At 64.8% G+C, this 18,789-nt stretch carries 12 protein-coding genes; 5 read left to right on the top strand and 7 right to left on the bottom strand.

Going from position 1 to position 18,789, the window contains the following annotated elements; all coding sequences use genetic code 11:
• Positions 1 to 22 precede the first annotated feature (22 nt).
• Positions 23 to 1,276, top strand: coding sequence for a glycosyltransferase (locus tag H4W26_RS00725; RefSeq protein WP_192590285.1), 1,254 nt, complete (start codon positions 23 to 25; stop codon positions 1,274 to 1,276).
• A gap of 33 nt (positions 1,277 to 1,309) precedes the next feature.
• Positions 1,310 to 2,593 (top strand): polysaccharide pyruvyl transferase family protein, encoded by a 1,284-nt coding sequence (locus H4W26_RS00720; protein WP_192590284.1) that lies wholly within the window; start codon positions 1,310 to 1,312, stop codon positions 2,591 to 2,593.
• Here the strand turns inward: H4W26_RS00720 and H4W26_RS00715 are convergent.
• The 3 genes from H4W26_RS00715 to H4W26_RS00705 form a co-directional block, all read right to left on the bottom strand.
• Positions 2,568 to 4,298: a glycosyltransferase gene (locus H4W26_RS00715; protein ID WP_192590283.1), complete on the bottom strand. Its 1,731-nt coding sequence runs from the start codon at positions 4,296 to 4,298 to the stop codon at positions 2,568 to 2,570. The two genes, H4W26_RS00720 and H4W26_RS00715, sit on opposite strands and share 26 nt — an antisense overlap.
• On the bottom strand, positions 4,295 to 5,371 hold the full coding sequence (locus H4W26_RS00710) for a glycosyltransferase (RefSeq protein WP_192590282.1): 1,077 nt from the start codon (positions 5,369 to 5,371) through the stop codon (positions 4,295 to 4,297). The genes H4W26_RS00715 and H4W26_RS00710 overlap by 4 nt, the downstream gene beginning before the upstream one ends.
• Positions 5,372 to 5,448: 77 nt before the next feature.
• A complete protein-coding gene (locus tag H4W26_RS00705; RefSeq protein ID WP_192590281.1) occupies positions 5,449 to 8,298 on the bottom strand; it encodes a glycosyltransferase family 2 protein in 2,850 nt (949 codons plus the stop codon).
• 127 nt (positions 8,299 to 8,425) lie between these two features.
• Between H4W26_RS00705 and H4W26_RS00700 the strand changes: the two genes are divergently transcribed.
• The 3 genes from H4W26_RS00700 to H4W26_RS00690 all read left to right on the top strand — a co-directional run bounded on the left by H4W26_RS00700 (position 8,426) and on the right by H4W26_RS00690 (position 12,725).
• Positions 8,426 to 10,600: an acyltransferase family protein gene (locus H4W26_RS00700; RefSeq protein WP_192590280.1), complete on the top strand. Its 2,175-nt coding sequence runs from the start codon at positions 8,426 to 8,428 to the stop codon at positions 10,598 to 10,600.
• 149 nt (positions 10,601 to 10,749) lie between these two features.
• The gene (locus tag H4W26_RS00695; RefSeq protein WP_192590279.1) at positions 10,750 to 11,688 is read left to right on the top strand and encodes an ABC transporter permease; all 939 of its coding nucleotides are present in this window, start codon (positions 10,750 to 10,752) and stop codon (positions 11,686 to 11,688) included.
• Positions 11,685 to 12,725, top strand: a complete 1,041-nt coding sequence (locus H4W26_RS00690) for an ABC transporter ATP-binding protein (protein ID WP_225939544.1) — start codon at positions 11,685 to 11,687, stop codon at positions 12,723 to 12,725. The genes H4W26_RS00695 and H4W26_RS00690 overlap by 4 nt, the downstream gene beginning before the upstream one ends.
• Before the next feature lie 105 nt (positions 12,726 to 12,830).
• On the opposite strand, the gene ndk is transcribed toward H4W26_RS00690, so the two are convergent.
• From ndk to ileS, 4 genes are read right to left on the bottom strand one after another with little or no spacing between them, the layout of a single operon-like run.
• The gene (ndk, locus tag H4W26_RS00685; protein WP_192590278.1) at positions 12,831 to 13,244 is read right to left on the bottom strand and encodes a nucleoside-diphosphate kinase; all 414 of its coding nucleotides are present in this window, start codon (positions 13,242 to 13,244) and stop codon (positions 12,831 to 12,833) included.
• The gene (locus H4W26_RS00680) at positions 13,237 to 13,788 is read right to left on the bottom strand and encodes a DUF4233 domain-containing protein (protein ID WP_225939543.1); all 552 of its coding nucleotides are present in this window, start codon (positions 13,786 to 13,788) and stop codon (positions 13,237 to 13,239) included. Before H4W26_RS00680 ends, ndk begins: the two co-directional genes overlap by 8 nt.
• A complete protein-coding gene (locus tag H4W26_RS00675; protein ID WP_318779720.1) occupies positions 13,785 to 15,161 on the bottom strand; it encodes a bifunctional folylpolyglutamate synthase/dihydrofolate synthase in 1,377 nt (458 codons plus the stop codon). Before H4W26_RS00675 ends, H4W26_RS00680 begins: the two co-directional genes overlap by 4 nt.
• Positions 15,161 to 18,496 carry an isoleucine--tRNA ligase gene (gene ileS / locus H4W26_RS00670; protein WP_192590277.1) on the bottom strand — a complete coding sequence of 1,112 codons (3,336 nt, stop codon included), beginning with the start codon at positions 18,494 to 18,496 and terminating at the stop codon, positions 15,161 to 15,163. The genes H4W26_RS00675 and ileS overlap by 1 nt, the downstream gene beginning before the upstream one ends.
• Positions 18,497 to 18,789 lie beyond the last annotated feature (293 nt).

The following is an 18,789-nucleotide window of genomic DNA, read 5'->3' as shown; positions in this document are numbered from 1 at the left end:
CAGACACAGACAGGAAGCATCCATGCGCAAACTTTTCATCGGGCATACGCGCTTCAGCGTGCATCAGTACAAGTCCGGCAGCTTCAAGGCGACCCGCCAGGGCGATGGGGGTCTCTTCTCGGAGAAGGAATACACGGACTGGCTCTACGACGAGGAACGCCTGGCTCCGCGGACCGAGATCTTCATCGAAGAGAGCCTCCCGCAGCTGGCCGCCTCCGCGGATTCCTGCAACCTCGTGCACATCGTGCACTACTCGGCATCGCTGCCGCAGAAGTACCAGGATCTCCTCCGCGACGCCGCACTGGAGTACCCGTTCCTGCATCTCAATGAAGCTCCGGGGATGGTCGCCCCCAGCGCACCCAATAAGAAGGTGCTCAATCAGGTCCTGCGAGGGCGTCTGCCGGAGGACGGGGTCTTCGGCATCTACCGACTCGACGACGACGACGTGCTGCCGATCAACTTCTTCCCTCGGATGAGCCCCTACGTCGTGGATGAGCACGTCGGGTGGCGTATCTCCTTCCCCGAATCGCTGACAGCCATTCGCACGCAGTCGGAATACATCCTTCCCTGGCGTCGGTACTTTCCCAAGGCCGCTGCCGGGCTCGTGTCAGTCCATCAGAAGACCTCTGACGGTTCGATCCTGGGTCTGCAGACGCGCGCTCCTGCCAAGGGCCATATGAAGCTCGACACCGCATACCCCACCGTGCTGGACTCCCGCGAGCCCGGCTTCTTCCAGGCTCGACACAAGAGTCAGGACAGCACCTTGGGAGACGGCGAGAGCCCCTTCTTCGCGTCCTTGATCCCCGCCGCCGCCAAGAAGGAACGCGTCGCGGCCGATCTGCTCCAGGAGTACTTTCCCTTCGTCAATCGCAGAATCCGCAGAGACATCGCTGCAGCCTCCGATCCCCTGCCTGTCGATACTGCCACGCCCCTGGACTCCCCGACGGGGGTCGGCGTCGCTCTAGGATCTGGAAGCTCTCAGCTTCTCCTGGCAGAACTCGACGACGCCGGTGCGGGTTCGAGGACCCTCAATGTAGAGATCACCGTGAGTCACGGCGCCGGGGTCTCGAAGGCTGGCGTGAAGGCCTTCATGGCCGCCGCCGATCTGCGCAGCGCCGGGGGCGGCCTGTACCGTGGATCGGTGGTGTTCGACAGCGACTCGGGATACGCGACCTGCGTCCTCGAGACACCACCGGGGTGCGTGGTTGACGACGTCCGCTTCACCTCGCCCGACCCAGTCCGCATGAAGTCGCTGCGCTCCTATCCCCTGGCCTGAGTCTTCCTGAACCAAAGAAGGTCTTCACACACGATGTCCTCCCGTACCGCTCTCTCCTCGCTCCACGAAACCTCCAACGCCGATGGGTGGGTGCGCTCGCAACAGGTCCACGTGAGGCTGAACCCCGAGCTCGCGACACTGACCTGGGATGTCCCAACTGCTCACGGCCTCGTGAGCCTGGTGCTGCGCGACACGGGAGACGAACACGGACTGCTCATGGCCCGGGGTGAATCTGAGAATCTCCGGCGCATCCTGCGCAATGAGCTGGTCACCGACGCCCTGCTCAAAGCCACTCCACATGAACATCACGTGCTGGAGCCCGCGCTGCCGCTGGGCGAGTCCTCCGGGGCCGCGCTCAGGCTGCTGCGGGAATGGGCCGGGCGCATCCAGGCAGGGATCATCGACGTGGACTCCGTGGAGCGCGGGGAGACGATGGACAAGAACCCTCCGTTGCACGGCTTCTGGTGGGACCGGAAAGCCAACTTCGGCGATGCCGTGGGTCCGTGGCTGGCTGCCACCCTCTCGGGCCGCGATGTGGTCAATGTGCGTCCGACGAAGGACAATCCCGTGCCCGCGCAGGGCCGCGCCATCGCGCTGGTCGGCTCGATCATCCACATGATCGGTCGGCCCGACGTGGACATCTGGGGAGCCGGTCTGATGAGGCCGCTCTCTGCGAAGTCACCGTTGCGGCGACTGACCGGAATCCGCGTCCATGCAGTGCGCGGGCACCTGACCCGGAATGAACTTCAGGCGAAGCTGGGGTGGGAAGTTCCTGAGGTCCTGGGAGACCCCGCCCTTCTGCTCCCCCGTCACTACACGCCGCGGCCGTCAGCTCACTCGGAGCAGAAGATCGCGTTCGTGCCGCATATGTCGCACCGTCCCCACTTCAAGAATCTCGACCAGGACACCTTCGACATCGTGGACGTCCGCGATGACCTGACGATCGTCGTCGATGGCATCGCGAATGCTCGAGTCTGCGTCTCGACGTCACTCCACGGGTTGATCATCGCTCAGACCTACGGTGTCCCGTGGGTCTGGCTGAACATCACCGATGCCGAATTGGGCGGCGGCGAGTTCAAGTTCAACGACTTCTTCTCCACTTTGAGCGGATCAGCGCCTGCACGCGTGGACGTCTCCCGCGAGGAGCTCGCCGACCTTGACCTCGAAGAGGTGGCACGCAGCAATGCTCTGCCGCGGCTCAATGTCGATCTCGAGGCCCTCGAATCAGCGTTCCCGGGAGCACGAGCCGGTTCCACGAGACCAGAACAGCGCAAGGGGCTCCTTCACCGGCTCATCTCGCGGTTCTCGAGACGCTGAGCCCTTCGCGGCGACGCCACCACCTTTGGGCAGCCGTGAACTGGTGCCGGCGAATCCGGAGGCGAGACCCGGGCGTCTCGGCGTCGACGATCAGCGTCTCCGCTGCCGTCTGGATCCGGTGCTCTGCTCCCTCGCTGAGGTGAACGTACGCACTGGCCTGAGCCTTCGTGGCGGACAGCGGGACCTTGAGGGTGTAGGTGACATCGGGTTCCAGCGCCGTCACCGCACAGCGGATCACCCAGTGCCCGTCAGGTTCACCGGGCGAAGTCTCTGCGGTCAGCTGCACCGGGGTCGACTGTCCGTGCGAGGAGACGACAGTGCCTGACCCGAGAGTCACACCGGAGGGAAGAAGAGTTCTCAGTTCCAGCTGTTCGCCGGAGAGGGCCGCGCTGTGGCAGACCACGGTTCTGGGGAGTTCTCCCGGGGGGTTCAGCAGGTCTGGGTCTTTGCGGGTGAGCGCCTGGTGCAGCGTGAGTTCGCGGTCGGAAGGGTCCTTCAACTCCACCGCCACACGCGCAGAATGTTCCTCGAGCCGGAGAATCTTCCCCAGCGCGAGTATCTGCGCATCTTCGAGGTCCTGCTGCGCGCCAGGACGGATCACCAGCTCTGAGTAGTACCGAGACACCGCCAGTTCATCGGCGAACCTGGACCGCGCGAGGCGACGGATGAGCCTGGCGCTCGTGGCAAGATCAGCTCCTGAAGCGACTCCCTCGCGTGCATCCCACATCCGCCACGCAGGTGCGACAAGCTCCGGCTCGCCCTCGGCCAGCAACGAGAATCCTGCCCTGAGCCGGGGCTGAAGGCGCATCCACTCGCTGCGATCTCGGCGCAGCAGGTATTCGAGGAGCTGCTGTCTCAGCACGGGTTCGAAGACCGCACCCCTGGTCTTCGCGATCACATCAGCAACCAGCGGCCGGAGATGACCATCGAGCGAGCTTCGCCAGAAGCTCCTCCACAGCGTCTCCGAACTCAGCCTCAGCAACTGATCCGCAGCCTCATTCTCCGAGCTCAGAAGCTCTGCCATGCGTTCCTGCCAGCTTGCACCCGGCGCGGTCCGTCGAATCCACGCCACGGCGTCCACTGCGACGACTCGCCTCAGCTTCGCGAGAAGCATCACCCCGACGGAACCCTCCGCGTCGAGACGGCCGTCCCCAGGATGGAGATCGAGGGAGCGAGCAGCCACCGCATGCAGAAGCACACCTCGGGAGCCTCGGACGCCCAACAGCCCGGGGTCGGTGTAGACATCCGACGCCCCCGGCTTCTCATGCAGCGGAACATGCTTCCACGCAATCTCTGCTCCGAGAGTCTCCTGCGGGGTGTAGAGGAGCTGACGACCGACGACGGCGTCCGCAGACTCCCGCACCGCGGCGGCGAAGAGCGTCAGCAGAGAATGGGGCCCGAGAAGGTCTGGCAGTGACAGGAACTGGAGGTACTCCCCCTCCGCGACATCGCGCCCAAGCCGCCAACGCTCAGCCTCGGAGACCGGTCCTGGGCGGACGCACCGCACACGCGCGTCGGAGTCGGCATGCTCGAGACACCGTTTCCACACACTCGCCGGGGCGCCGTGATCCACCAGGACCAGTTCCAAGCGACAGCCGGGCTGCGAAAGCACCGAGAGAACCGACTCACCCAGCCATGGCCCGTGGTCCCCGACCAGAGCGATGACTGAGATGTCCGGCGTGCCGAGCTCGACCTGCCTGCTCATGCCGCCCCCACTCGGGGGCGGAGCATCTGCAGCACCTGCAGAAAACGGGATGACATCGACCAGGGAAGATGATCCCGGGCGAACCTCGCCGCGTCGTCTCGGCGCTGTTCAGCTGAGTCGAGCATCGCTTCGACGACTGGACGAAGCGCCGAAGCGTCCTCCGGGTCGAACAGTCCAACCCAGGGTTCGGCTCCGAAGAGCTCTTCGAACTGGGGCTCAGCCGGGAGCACACACGGCACTCCGAAGCCTGCAGAGAGGTAGGCGCTTCCCGAGTTGAGCACCTTGCGGTAGGGAAAGACCATCACATCCGCAGCTTTGAACCAGAGCTGCAGATCCTTATCATCGACAAATCCGAAGTGACTCACGCACGGGAGTCCGTGTTGAGCCACAAGGCGCAGGATCTCGCGATCCACCCCGCCCTGCGGACGCCCGGCAAGCAGCACGGTGACCTGGCGCCCCGATTCCTGCATCTGCGCCGCGACCTCGATCAGTCGTTCGATCCCCTTATAGGGACGCACCTGCCCCAGAAAACCCACCACGGCGTGGTCTTCTGGGACGCCGAGGGCTGCTCTGGCCTCATCGGTTCGCACCGTGTTGGGATATATCCCCTGATAGGAGGAATGCGGGATGGTCACGAAGTCCGCGTTGCCGATGGTGAAACTCTCGCGGCAGACCGTCTCCGTGTAGTCGTTGAGTTGAATCACCACGTCGGCGCGACTGCCCATGAAATTGTTGAAACGCGTCTCCAGCTCGATGAACTCCGTGTCGTGGGAGGCCATGTTGTGGACGGTCCAGAGCAGGTGGATGCCGCGTCCCATACACTCGTCCACGGCCTCACAGAAGGAGTCCACGGCCTCCTTGGCTTCAGCCCACGTTCCACCGTTGCGGAACAGCGGCCAGTTCCACTGCACGTGGAACACGTCACCAGGAACCAGTCGTCGCAGGTGGGACACCACTCGAGCAGGCTGACTGGTCTCCAGGATCTTCCAGCCGGCAGAACGAGCATGCAGGTAGAGCATATTCGTGTACGGGTTCATGCCTGCATACGGGAAGGAGACGAGAGTCCGGCTCATGGCATCTCCACGGCCTGTGGACCTTGAGACTTCATGACGAGACCGACTGAGTCTCGACAGCGTCGTGCTTGGTCTTCTCAGTGCTCGACTGCGGCCTCTGCATGGGTACGCAACACCTCCAGGTACTCTGCAGCGCTGCGGTGCTCAGCGATGAACGCGAAGCCGCGCTCGCGCTGAGCCGAATAGCTGTCATCGTTGAAGCAGGCTTTCATGACCTGACGAAGTTCAGACGGACTCGCGTAGAGCAGCGCGTCGCCGTATTCCTTCTCGAGATGCGGGGACGCGATGCACACGGTGCCGGCTCGCAGGGCTTCCACCACGCTGGGCTCGATCGATTCGTCCCATTCCTCTGCCGGATAGATCAGCAGGAAATCGATCTCGTCCAGATACTCCTGGAAGCCGCTGACCGAGTGGTCCTGGATGATCCACCCCTCAGGCACCTGGCTCCCGCTCAGAATCTCCTGGCGCTGCAGGGCGCTGAGCTGGGATCTGATAGAGACTGTGCGGGAACCGTCCTTTGGAAATAGCTCTTTCCGCTCCTTGCTGGACGTCGGCCAGTTGAGCTCCTCCTCATCCCACGGCCGCCCGACCACGGGAACCCGGGACTCGACGAAGGTCTTGGTCAACGGTCGTCTGATGGGGTCGCCGACGCCGTGCCACAGTCCGGGCACCATCTCTCGAGCCGGAACCAGCTTCGCCAGGCTCTGTCGCATGATGGTGCTCTGCGCCGCCCAGTACGGACGCGTGCCGAAGGTCTCGAAACAGTTTTCCGCCACGTCGTGGACGTCATAGCCGCTGTAGACCGCGCTGAGCACGGCCGGGGCTTCGTTCGCGACGGTGATCAGCTTGCGCGCCTGGATGGACGAGGGCTCACTGGGCAGCAGCTGCATGATCGCCGGCCAGTGGATGACGATCAGGTCTGTGGTCACGTTTCGCTGCAGGTGCAGTCGGTCCACACTTCCCTCGAGGAACAGTCGGCGCAGCTCGGGGACCATGCGCCGTCGCGCAGCACCTGGGACCAGGCCGTTCTGCAGCGGGATCACACCGACACGGAGTCCAGCGCTCAGCGAGGCGTGGATCTCCTGGACGAGGCTCAAGGAGTTTCCACCCCAGAGCCCGAATTCGGAGAGGTAGATGACGTCGTAGTGCGGCACCTGCGTCTTGTCACGATCGGGAAGGAAGGACGGCGGTCCGATCCATGCGCGATCCTCGCTGTTCTTGGGCAGGAACCCTGAGGCGCCCAGCTGCACCTGCTCGTGCCACGCGGTGTAGGCGTCCTGATAGATCTCGCGGTCCGGGTGCCTGTAGCCCAACCCGAAGTCATTGCTGGTGAGGTTTCCTTCTCCCAGCAGCGAGAATGCGAGGGGCACCATGTCTTCCGCGACGAGCTTCTCGCCATAGGTGATCTCATACCTCGTGCGGTACTCGCCGTCCGCGGATTTCCGCACGGCGTCCCAGTACCCCAGGTCTGCCTTGACGACTTCTCGCCGATACATGATCGACGCGAAACTCGGGTGCACCACACGATCAGGTCCCCAGCGCACCAGGAACTTCAGGTCCTCGTCCACGCGGACCCAGTTGACGATGTTCGCGTTCTTCGCCGGGTTGGCGATCAGCTCACGCGCTTGGCGTTCTATCTTCTGCGGATGGTGCCAGTCATCCTTGTCCGCAACAGTGACGAACTCACCCTTCGCCACTTCGAAGGCGTCGTTGCGCACCGCATAGGCCCCGCGGTTCTCGGCACAGAGGGTCAGCTTGATGCGACTGTCACGATCCGCCCATGCCTCGAGCTGCGCACGGTAAGGGGTGGGGCTTCCGTCGGGGAATGTCGCTGGTGAAGCGTCATCGATGATGAGAACTTCAATATTGCTCCAGCTCTGATTCAACAGCGAGGCGATGGCGACGTCCGTGGCTTCATCCGGCTCGTAGATCGGCATGATGATCGAGACCAGCGGAAGATCCTCCTCAGTGAGCACAGGAGCCGTGGTCGCGATGTTGAAGAAGGAGGGCGCCTGACCCTCGGGGAATTCGAGGGGCTGCAAGTCACTGTCGGCGAAGCGCGCGTTCACTCGGGTGAGCCACTCCTGTCGCTTGTAGTCGACGCCGGTGACGTTGGGGTTGACGGCGTTGAACTGCAGGAAGCGCTGCGAGTCTGCCCGCCACTCGTTGTCCTCGGCATAGTCCAGCAGCTCGTCGGCCCGAGAATACTGACCGTCCCAGGTCAGCAGATCCGAGTACAGGGACCGGTCGACACCATCAAACACGTCATCGAGGCCATAGAGTCGGTCGGCGAGTTCATAGAACGTCAAGCAGTTCCGCAGGTCCCATTCGCTGGAACGCTGACTGTAGAGCACGCGGGCAAGCGCGAAGAACCCGGGACGCCAGAGCACTCGCCGCAGCTTCGCCAGCTCTTCGTGGGCGCCTGGGTGCAGCCTCGTCTGATCCGCGATCTTCACCAGATCGCGGTATCGGCAGGTGCCCCTGGTGGCGCACAGCGCAAGAACGTCGCGCGCACCACGGGACCGGGTCTCGCGGGCCAGCATGATGAACCAGTTCAGCCGGCCAGGCCTGCTTCGAAGCGACTTCGCCCACTGACCGAGCACCTCATTCGCCACAAGATCCGATGCATGCTCCTCGCGAGGCGCGGCGGCCTGGCTGCGGACCGCCGCGTGAGAGGAGCTGCGGGGGTTCGTCACCAGCCGGTCCAAACGCGATTGCATACGGCGTGTGAGTTGGCTGAACCCGAACATCTGCACACCGAGCAGAACAGCGGCGACCAGCACCAGTCCGAGCACGGCGACCGGCCACCAGCCCAACGCCGCAGCCACCACCGATGCGACGGCGGAGGCGGCGAACAGCACCAGCGCCATCCACTGCATCTTCGTCAGACCAGGGCTCTTGCCTGTTGGTTTGGGAGCAAGACTCACGATGCGCTGTTCCTTAATGTCAGGTGCTGGTCCGTCGTAGAAACCGCGCATAAGTATAGGCGAGGGGCCGATAAGCGACCGCGGAGACACTCCCGTATCCTAGGCCACTATGCCTTCCCTGAGTCCTGTGTCTGCGCCGCGTCCTCCAACAGAGGCGTCAGCTCGGGCACAGGGGCACCCGGGCGCCCTCCCCGGGCGGCGCTACCGTCCGGAGCTCCATGGGCTTCGCGGGCTGGCCATCGCCGGAGTGGTCCTGTTCCATCTCTTCGGCGCAGGACGCGTCTCCGGCGGCATCGACATCTTCCTGGCGATCTCCGGCTTCCTGTTCACCGCCATGCTGCTGCGCGAGGCCGATTCCACAGGACGGATCGACTTTCTGAAGTATTTCGCGAGGTTGGCACGCCGGATACTTGCCCCCGCCGCCCTGGTGATCGGAACCACGACCCTCCTGGGCCTCATGATCCTTCCGATGACTCGCCATTCTCAGCTGGTGACCGAGGCCCGCGCCTCGCTGCTCTACTTCGAGAACTTCGAACTCATTCGTTCCCAGCTCTCCTACGAGGCCGCCGGACCTGAGACGAGCCCGTTTCAGCACTTCTGGTCCCTTTCGGTGCAGGGGCAGTTCTATCTGATCTGGCCCGCAGTGGCGCTGATTGCCGTCTGGCTGTCTCGACGCACCCGCTTCTCCCCCGCGTCTGCCATGGCCGGCCTCATCGGACTGCTGATGGCCGGCTCCTTCAGCTTTGCGCTCTACCTCCAGCAGCACAGTCAGGCGGAGGCTTATCTGCTGACCCAGACCAGAATCTGGGAGCTCGGATTCGGCGGGATCCTCGCCCTGCTCGGAGCCAGACTGGTGCTGCCCAGGCCCGTGCGGACCGCCGCAGGCTGGTTGGGCCTCGCCCTGATCATCAGCTGCGGGTTCCTGCTCGACGGCGCTGCCCTGTTCCCAGGCCCGTGGGCGCTCTGGCCGTTGGTGGGGCTGGCCCTGGTGATGGCTTCGGCCGCACGCGCTGAGGACCCGTCGGACGGTATGCCCACTGCCCAGGGCCTGCTCGCCACCGGGATCTTCTCCCGTCTGGGTGATATCGCTTACGGCCTGTATCTCTGGCACTGGCCGCTGGTGATCTTCGTGCTGGAGCTGCGCGGAGACGCGGAGCTCAGCGCAGGCGATGCTGTCTTCGTGCTGGGCGCTTCGCTGCTGCTGGGCTGGCTCACCTACAGGCTCCTTGAGCAGCCCCTCGCCCGCAGACGCCCCACGGACTCCGCAGGTCGCTCCCGGTCCAAAGGCCTCGTACCGGTGGCGCTGGCGGCAGGATCTCTGGTGATCGGCGGACTTGCCACCACTGCTTATGTGCAGCTCACCACGGCCCGCGACACCGACGGACTGGCCATGGCCGGCGTCGACCGGCAGCTCTACCCGGGAGCGGATATCTTCAGCGCCAATGACCTCGGTGCCAACGATCCCCGGACCAACGATCTAGGGGCCAACGATCTAGGGGCCAACGACGGCGCGCGAGACGTTGCGATCTACCCGGAGCTCGGCGGCATCTCGCAGCGTGTCCCGGAATATGCAGGGAGAGACGACTGCCACCAGCCCACCGGCAACGAGCCCGGCACAGGGGAGGTTCTGGTCTGCGAGGACTCCGCGGAGCCCGCAGATCCGACCCAGACCATCATGCTGGCGGGCGGCTCTCATGCCGGTCATTGGCACAACGCCTGGATCATGCTGGCCGAGAGGCACCACTGGGAGGTCCTGGTCTCCACCAAGGGCGGCTGCGTCTTCCGCGCCAACGATCCCGATCAGCCATCCCTGTGCGACGACTGGAACGACGCCTTCCCCGAGATGCTGAAAGAGCGCTCCGTAGACCTCGTGGTCACACCGGGCACGGCGATCCCCCGCGAGCCCGGCACAGAGCAGATCCACGACGGCGCCCAGGTTCGCTGGGAGCAGATCACGGGCACCGGCACGAACCTCCTGTTGCTGCGCGGCACGCCGCGCCAAGAGGAGAATGTGCCGGACTGCCTGGCCCAGGGCGACGATGCTCTCGAGTGCGCACCGGACTACGCGAAGTTTGCCGAGTCCAATCCGCTCACCGAGATCGATCTCCCGGACGACACGTACACCCTGGACCTCACCGATCATTTCTGCCCGGCGCAGCAATGCTCCGCGGTCATCGGCAACGTCCTCGTCTACCGCGACAGCCACCATCTGACCAATGAATATGTCGAAACCATGGTCCCGCATCTCGAGCGGAATCTGCGGGAATCCATGCCGCAGCTGTTCGGCACGCAGGCCAGCTGAAGCGTCGGATCTCGGGGGCGCTGATAGACTGGCAGGCGCTCAGCCGGTCCTGAACCTCACCTCCGCAGAGCACGACGATGAGGCACAATGGCGCAGAGCGCGAGTCGGCATCCCCGCCGAATCTGAGCGAAGAGAGAAGGAAAACGTCCATGGCCGCACCGACTGTAGAGCGGGCCGAGGAGTCCGAGGATTCCTACGAATCCAGACAGGTCGCCCAGCTTGACGGCACCAACCTCATCCGCGTCGGCGCCCGGCCAGGGCTATTCCGGTATATCCGCGAGATCTGGTCCTTCCGCCACTTCCTCTACTACGACTCCCATTCCCGCGTCTCCACCGCCAACAGCACCGACTCGCTGGGCCGCCTCTGGATGATCCTGAACCCGCTCCTCATGGGAGCGGCGTACTTCTTTGTGTTCGGGATGCTGCTGAACACCGGCCGTGGCATCGACAACTTCATCGGTTACCTGATCATCGGTGTCTTCACCTTCCGATTCTTCACCACTGCCGTCTCCGGCGGGGCGGGCTCCATCGCGGGAAACCAGAAAGTGGTCCAGGCGTTCAACTTCCCGCGAGCCTGCCTGGTGATCTCCAGCACTGTCCGAGAACTGTTCTCCAGTGTGCCGATGTTCTTCGTGATGGGCCTGCTGGTGCTCACGATCGGTGACATCAAACTCGACGGTGCTGAGTCGATCCCCACCACGCTGAGCTGGCACTGGCTGTTGTTCTTTCCCTGCATCGCGCTGGCTCTGATGGTGATGCTGGGCTGGTCTCTTGCCCTTGCCCGAGCGGTCAACGCCCACACCGACGTCAAGCACCTCATCAGCTTCGGCACGCGAATCCTCTTCTACACCTCCGCCGTCTTCTTCTCCCCGGACCGCTGGTCCAACATCGGAGCAGACTGGCTGGTCACGGTGATGAATCTGAATCCGCTCTACTGCGTGCTGGACATCATCCGCCACGCCTGGCTCTACGACGGGTTCGCCGATCCCGCCCGCTGGATCGTCCTGGCATCCTGGGCCGTGGGGTCCATGATCATCGGATTCCTCATCTTCTGGCAGGGTGAAGAGAGCTACGGGAAGGAACGATGAGCACCTCAACGCCGTACGTCCCACGCCGGGTGAGCCGCAACTCCGAATCGGAGCTCATCGCCCAGGACCTCGCCATCGAGTTCGACGATCACGACTTCTCCGAAGACGGTTCCTGGGATGAGTATCCACTCACCCAGCAGAGTCCCGTCGTGCGCACCGTGGACCCGAAGAACGTCTGCCTCGTCGTCGACGACGCCTCCATGACCTACCGGGTGCGCTCATCGAATGAGTACAGGCACTCCCAGGGCCGGTTCACCCGTGCGGTGAAGCGCGTCACCGGCGCCGGATGGACAGAGGTCCCGGCCCTGTCGAACCTCAGCTTCATCGTCAATCGCGGTGAATCTGTAGGCGTCATCGGCACCAACGGCTCGGGCAAGTCCACGCTGATCAAGCTGCTCACCGGAAAGGTTCGTCCCACCAGTGGCGAGGTCTACGCGAGCTCCACCCCGGTGATGCTCGGCGTCAATGCGGCCCTGGTCAAAGACATCTCCGGCAAGGAGAACATCCGCCTCGGGTGCCTCGCCATGGGCCTCTCCCCCGAGCAGGCCGACGCGAAGTACGACCAGATCGTGGAGATCTCGGGGCTCTCCGATGCGCTGGACATGCCGTTGAAGACCTACTCCTCCGGCATGGCATCTCGTCTCCAGTTCGCCATCGCCACCTCGGTGGACCCGGACATCCTGCTGATCGATGAGGCGCTGAACACCGGTGACGCCCAGTTCCGCGCCCGCACGAAGAAGCGCCTGGATGAGGTCCGGGCGCAGGCAGGCTGCGTCTTCCTTGTCTCCCACTCGCTGGGCACCATCAAGCAGATGTGCACCCGCGTGATTTGGATCGAACAGGGAGAGCTGCTTGCTGACGGAGACCCGCAGTGGGTCTGCCAGCAGTACGAGGAGTACACGGCCCACAAGTCCAATGATCGTCTGCGCTCGGCCAAGGTGGTCTACGAGCGCACCCGGTTGCAGCTGAACCCGATCCAGGTCGACTTCACCGACGGCTCGCGGCCCAAGAAGGCTGGCACCAACAGCATGCGCTGAGCGGAGCGTCTGCTCGGTAAGAGCTCTGCTGGGGCCGGACATGACGGAGGCCCGGGACGTCTCGTCCCGGGCCTCAGTCATGCGCGCTCAGAGCGCCGCGAGGGTTCAGCTGAACCAGATGTCGATCTCCCGCTCGGCTGACTCCACCGAATCGGAGCCATGGACCAGGTTCTTCTGGACCTTCTCGCCCCAGTCTCGGCCGAGGTCACCGCGGATGGTGCCCGGCGCCGCCGTCGTCGGCTCGGTGCTGCCCGCCAGCGAGCGGAAGCCTTCGATGACGCGGTCACCCTCCAGCACCGCGGCGACCACGGGACCGGAGAGCATGAAGTCCACCAGCGGCTGGTAGAAGGGTTTGCCCTCATGCTCCGCGTAGTGCTTCGCCAGCTTCTCAGTGCTCGCGTCGAGCTGCTGCAGCGCGGCGATGCGGTAGCCCTTGGCCTCCACACGGCGCAGGATCTCACCGGTCAGTCCACGCTGGACACCGTCGGGCTTCACCAGGATCAGGGTACGTTCAGTCATCGTTGTTCTCCTCACTAGTAGCGTCTTGAGCCAGGGCTTCTTCTGCCTGGAATCTCTGCATCTTTTCGTCGTCGAGCTGTTCCCCCTTGGTCACTGCGTACCACCAGCAGGCCATGAAGGCCACGCCGGGCAGCGCCGCGAGCGGCACGATCAGACCCTCGCTGGTCAGCAGCGCGACTGAGATGAATCCGAAGAGCATCACGAACTGCAGCACCCAGCCGAACACGTAGCCGCCGGGTCGCTGCAGCACCGCGCAGGTCAGGATCAGGATCAGCCCGAGCAGGAGCGAACCGCCCAGCAGCCACCACGCGTAGGACTCGTTCTGGTTCAGTCCCCAGGCGGCGAGGCTGAAGAAGAACATCAGCACCGCCTCGAGGCACAGCACCGTGGAGGCGAACAGCGTCTTGACCGAGCGCGGGGCTTTGACCTGTCCCGGACGCCACTCACGCTGCGCCCGGGTCTGCCGTGGCGGCTTCCGCTGCGGCCCGGTTCTCCGCTCCGGCCCAGTGCCGTCGTCGCTCATCTGTCCCACCGTCTCACTCATGCCGGCTCAGGTGCACCCAGCAGGGTGCGGGCCTCGCCCACCACAGTGACAGATCCGGTGATCAGCACTCCGCCGATCAGACCCGGGTCGGCCTGATCCGCGCGGCCCACCGCCCAATCGATGGCGTCATCCAACCGTTCGGTCACGTAGATGTCTTCTTCGGCGTAGCCCACGTCCAGCGCGAGCGTGCCGAGCTGACCGGCAGGGATGGCCCGCGGAGAGGTGGACTGGGTGAAGCAGATGTCCTCGACCAGCCCCTCGTACTCCTTGTACAGGCTGGTCAGCATCTCGCGGGCGTCCTTGTCCTGCAGGATGCCCACCACCAGCACCAGCCGGGAGAGTCCGAAGCTCTCCTTGAGCGCCTGAGCGCTGGCCTCGATCCCCGCAGGGTTGTGTGCGGCGTCGACGATGATGCTCGGCCCGGTGCGCAGGGTCTCCAGGCGCCCCGGTGCGGTGACGTTCTCGGCGGCGAGCCGCAGGTGCTCGATGTTCAGCTCCTGGGTGCCACCGCCGATGAACGCCTCCAGGGCTGCGACGGCGACCGCGAAGTTCTCCGCCTGGTGCGCTCCGTGCAGGGGCAGCAGGATCTCGGGGTAGCGTCCCGCCAGACCGGAGACGGTCAGCTGCTGACCCCCCACTCCTGGCACTCGGGACTCCACGCCGAACTCCACGCCTTCGAAGCGGAACGGCACGTTCTTCTCCTGGGCCTCCGCCAGCAGCACGTCAGCGGCGGCCGGGACCTGGGCGGCCGAGATGAGGAAGCCATGCTCCTTGATGATGCCGGCCTTCTCCAGCGCGATGTCGCGTTCATCGTCGCCCAGCAGGTCCGTGTGGTCGAGGCTGATGGGCGTGACCACGCTGACCGAGCCGTCGGCGACGTTGGTGGCGTCGGTGATGCCGCCGAGGCCCACCTCGAGCACCATGACGTCCACAGGAGCATCTGCGAAGACGGCGAAGGCAAGGATGGTGACACATTCGAAATAGGTCAGCGGCACCTCTCCGCGCTCGGCGAGGCCCGCGTCCACCATGCTGATGAAGGGTCGCACCTCATCCCAGATGCGCACGAAGGTCTCATCCTCCACCGGCTGGCCGTCGAGGCAGATGCGCTCGGTCACCGAGGACAGATGTGGCGAGGTGTAGCGACCCACACGGATGTCGTGGGCCATCAGACCGGCCTCGATCATCCGCGCCGTGGAGGTCTTGCCGTTGGTGCCGGTGATGTGGATGACCGGGGCGGACCTGTTCGGCTCCCCGAGCAGGTCCATGGCCTCGAACATCGGCGCCATCCGCGGTTCCATCTTGTTCTCCGGCGCTCGGGAGAGCAGCTCAGCGTAGACGCTGGCCACCGAGAACTGGTCGAGTTCCTCTGGCACTACCGGGCTCCTTCGACGACGGAAACATGGATCGTGGGCTCAGCTGCAGTCTCGCAGGGAACCGGATGCAGATCCACCGTCAGGGTCTCCTCAGAGACGAGCTGGCGGTGCGCCTGCAGGGCAGCGACCACAGCGGGCGAGGCGGTGACCGTGGTCTCGATACGATCAGAGACCTGCAGATCAGCGTCCTTGCGTGCCTGCTGGATGCTGCGGATCAGGTCTCGGGCGATGCCCTCCGCGATCAGCTCCTCGCTCAGAGCCGTGTCCAGCACCAGGAAGCCGCCTGCGCCGTCGAGGACCGTGACCACCTTCTCCCCGAGCTGCTCGGAGACCGTGGTGCTCAGCGTGTATTCGCCCTCGAAGAGTTCCAGACCACCGGCAGTGACCGTCCCTGAGTCCACGGACCAGTCGCCGGACTTGGCCCCCTTGATCGCCTGCTGGACCTGCTTGCCCAGGCGGGGTCCGACGGCGCGGGCGTTGACCACCAGCTGCTGACCGATCCCCCAGTCTGCGGCGTCGGTGTCGGCGGAGTCGAGCAGCTGAACCTCCTTGAGGTTCAGCTCATCGGCGATGATCTGCTGGTAGGTTCCCGCGAGGGACTCCGCCTGCGGGACGACCACGCTGAGCTTCGCCAGCGGCTGGCGGACCCGGAGGTTCGCCTGCTTGCGCAGCGAGGAGCCTGCCGAGCTGACCGTGCGGGTCAGCTCCATCAGCTCCACGGCGCGCTCATCGCGCAGGTAGTCCTCCGGATCGGGCCAGTCGGCCAGGTGCACCGAGCGACCACCGGTCAGCCCGCGCCAGATCTCCTCGCTGATCAGCGGCAGCAACGGAGCGGAGACCCGGGCGAAGGTCTCCAGCACGGTGTAGAGCACGTCGTAGGCGGCGAAGTCCTCGGCGTAGAACCGAGCGCGGGAGCGGCGGATGTACCAGTTGGTCAGCGTGTCGGAGAACCGGCGCAGCGACTCACAGGCGGCGGAGACGTCGTAGGCGTCCAGTGCTGCGGTGACCTCGCGGACCAGATCACCGGTTGCGGCGAGGATGTAGCGGTCCAGCGGGCTGGCGACGTCGTCGGCTCCCACCGCCTTCGCCTGGTAGCCGGCACCCTGGTTCGCCGTATTGGAGTACAGCGCGAAGAAGTGCCAGGCGTTCCACATGGGCAGCAGCACCTGGCGCACGCTCTCGCGGATGCCCTCCTCGGTGACCACGAGGTTGCCGCCGCGCAGGATCGGGCTGGCCATCAGGAACCACCGCATCGCGTCGGATCCGTCGCGGTCCAGCACCTCGGAGACGTCGGGGTAGTTCTGCAGCGACTTGGACATCTTCGCTCCGTCGGAGCCCAGCACGATCCCATGACTGATCACGTTGGTGAAGGCGGGCCGGTCGAACAGCGCCGTGGCCAGCACGTGCATGGTGTAGAACCAGCCGCGGGTCTGGCCGATGTACTCCACGATGAAATCGGCAGGGTGATGTTCGGCGAACCACTCGGCGTTCTCGAACGGGTAGTGCACCTGGGCGAACTGCATCGATCCGGAGTCGAACCAGACGTCGAGGACATCTTCCACACGGCGCATGGTGGAGGCGCCGGTGGGGTCATCCGGGTTCGGGCGGGTCAGGTCATCGATCCAGGGACGGTGCAGATCGGGCTCGCCGTCGGCGTTGCGCGGGTAGTCGCCGAAGGCCTCCTTCAGCTCGTCCAGCGAGCCGTAGACCTCGGTGCGCGGGTACTCCGGATTGTCCGAGACCCAGACCGGCAGGGGGCTTCCCCAGTAGCGGTTGCGTGAGATGGACCAGTCCCGGGCGTTCTCCAGCCACTTGCCGAATTGGCCGTGCTTGACGTTGCCCGGGATCCAGTTGATCTGCTCATTGAGCTCGAGCATGCGGTCCTTGACCTGGGTCACGGCCACATACCAGGAGGTGACAGCCTTGTAGATCAGCGGGTTCCGGCAGCGCCAGCAGTGCGGGTAGGAGTGTACGTAGGAGGCTTCGCGGACCAGGCGTCCGGACTCCTTGAGCGCATTGATGATCGTGCGGTTGGCCTCGAAGACCTGGACACCGGCGATCTCGGCGAGCGGAGCGTCGCCGGAGGCGGTGGGCTGGGCGAACATCGGCAGGAAGCGCGCGCCCTCATCCACCGAGAGGATCACCGGGATCCCCGCCTCCTCGGAGGAGCGCTGATCCTCTTCACCGTAGGCCGAGGCCTGGTGGACCAGGCCGGTGCCGTCGGTGGTGGTGACGTAGTCCTCCACGAGCACCCGGAAGGCATGCTGGGTGCCCCAGGTCTCGGTGTCGGTGTAGTAGTCCCACAGCGGGGTGTATTCGATGTCGGCCAGGTCGGTGCCCCGATACCGGCCGACGACGGCGGCTGCCGCAGCCTCCGCGGCGGTGGCGCCTCCCTGCTCATCGGCATCGGTGAAGCCGAGGTCCTTGGCGTAGGCGCCGAGCAGCTCGACGGCGAGCATGTGCCGCCCCGGCAGCGGCGACTCCGCCGGCGATTCGACCACCACGTACTCCACCTCCGGCCCCACGGCCACGGAGAAGTTGGTGGGCAGGGTCCAAGGCGTGGTGGTCCAGGCCAGGAGATTCACGCCGACCAGGTCATCTCCGTATGTGCCGCCCCCGGTGATCGGGAAGGCCACGGTGACCGAAGGGTCCTGGCGCTCCTTGTAGACGTCGTCGTCCATGCGGAGCTCATGGTTGGACAGCGGGGTCTCGTCCTTCCAGCAGTAGGGAAGCACGCGGAAGCCCTGATAGGTCAGGCCCTTTTCGTGCAGCTGCTTGAAGGCCCAGATGACCGATTCCATGTACTCGACGTTGAGCGTCTTGTAGTCATTCTCGAAGTCCACCCAGCGGGCCTGACGATTGACGTAGGACTCCCATTCACCGGTGTACTTCAGCACCGAGGCGCGGCAGGCATCGTTGAACTTGTCCACGCCCAGAGCTTCGATCTCGGCCTTGTCGGTCATGCCGAGTTCCTTCATCGCCGTCAGCTCGGCGGGGAGCCCGTGGGTGTCCCAGCCGAAGCGACGCTCCACGCGCCGACCGCGCTGTGTCTGGTAGCGCGCGACGAGGTCCTTCACATAGCCGGTGAGCAGGTGACCGTAGTGCGGCAGACCGTTGGCGAAGGGAGGGCCGTCATAGAAGACGAACTCGTTGGGCGCTCCATTGGACGACTCGGCGGGACGGTTCTCGATGGAGGCCTTGAATGTCCCGTCCTTCTCCCACTCCGCAAGCACACGCTCTTCGATCTTCGGGAAGCGCGGCGAGGCGGGGATCCTGCGCTGCTCGCCGTCGGCGGCAGAGGCGCGTGGATACACGGGGGAGCTGTTCTGCGTCATGGAGGTCCGTCCTGCAGGTGTGCTGAGCTGATGGTCTGACACGCTCACAAGGACGCCTCAACGGCGCGGTACCACCTTGCTTGCCCGCCTGATGCGCGTCCCGCGCTCCTGTGAGGGAGGTGAGGGTGCGCCGTCGTCGGGCCTCTCCATGACTGCTGTGACGGGCTTACCCGTCCGGTTCTACTGGGGCCGTGACGGCGTCATGCCGCGGGCCTGTTCCGCCGGAAGCTCACCGGTGATAGCCGGGTCCAAGCTGATGCGGCTAGTCTACTGGGTCTGCTGACTCCGCGCAG

The sequence above is a fragment of the Nesterenkonia halotolerans genome, from assembly GCF_014874065.1.
Lineage (GTDB): Bacteria > Actinomycetota > Actinomycetes > Actinomycetales > Micrococcaceae > Nesterenkonia > Nesterenkonia halotolerans.
This window is presented reverse-complemented; position numbering and strand designations above follow the sequence as displayed.

Bases quoted from the DNA above. Each gene is read 5' to 3' on its own strand.
- H4W26_RS00725 (WP_192590285.1), top strand. From the start codon at position 23: ATGCGCAAACTTTTCATCGGGCATACGCGCTTCAGCGTGCATCAGTAC.
- H4W26_RS00720 (WP_192590284.1), top strand. From the start codon at position 1,310: ATGTCCTCCCGTACCGCTCTCTCCTCGCTCCACGAAACCTCCAACGCC.
- H4W26_RS00715 (WP_192590283.1), bottom strand. From the start codon at position 4,298: ATGAGCAGGCAGGTCGAGCTCGGCACGCCGGACATCTCAGTCATCGCT.
- H4W26_RS00710 (WP_192590282.1), bottom strand. From the start codon at position 5,371: ATGAGCCGGACTCTCGTCTCCTTCCCGTATGCAGGCATGAACCCGTAC.
- H4W26_RS00695 (WP_192590279.1), top strand. From the start codon at position 10,750: ATGGCCGCACCGACTGTAGAGCGGGCCGAGGAGTCCGAGGATTCCTAC.
- H4W26_RS00690 (WP_225939544.1), top strand. From the start codon at position 11,685: ATGAGCACCTCAACGCCGTACGTCCCACGCCGGGTGAGCCGCAACTCC.
- ndk (WP_192590278.1), bottom strand. From the start codon at position 13,244: ATGACTGAACGTACCCTGATCCTGGTGAAGCCCGACGGTGTCCAGCGT.
- H4W26_RS00680 (WP_225939543.1), bottom strand. From the start codon at position 13,788: ATGAGTGAGACGGTGGGACAGATGAGCGACGACGGCACTGGGCCGGAG.
- ileS (WP_192590277.1), bottom strand. From the start codon at position 18,496: ATGACGCAGAACAGCTCCCCCGTGTATCCACGCGCCTCTGCCGCCGAC.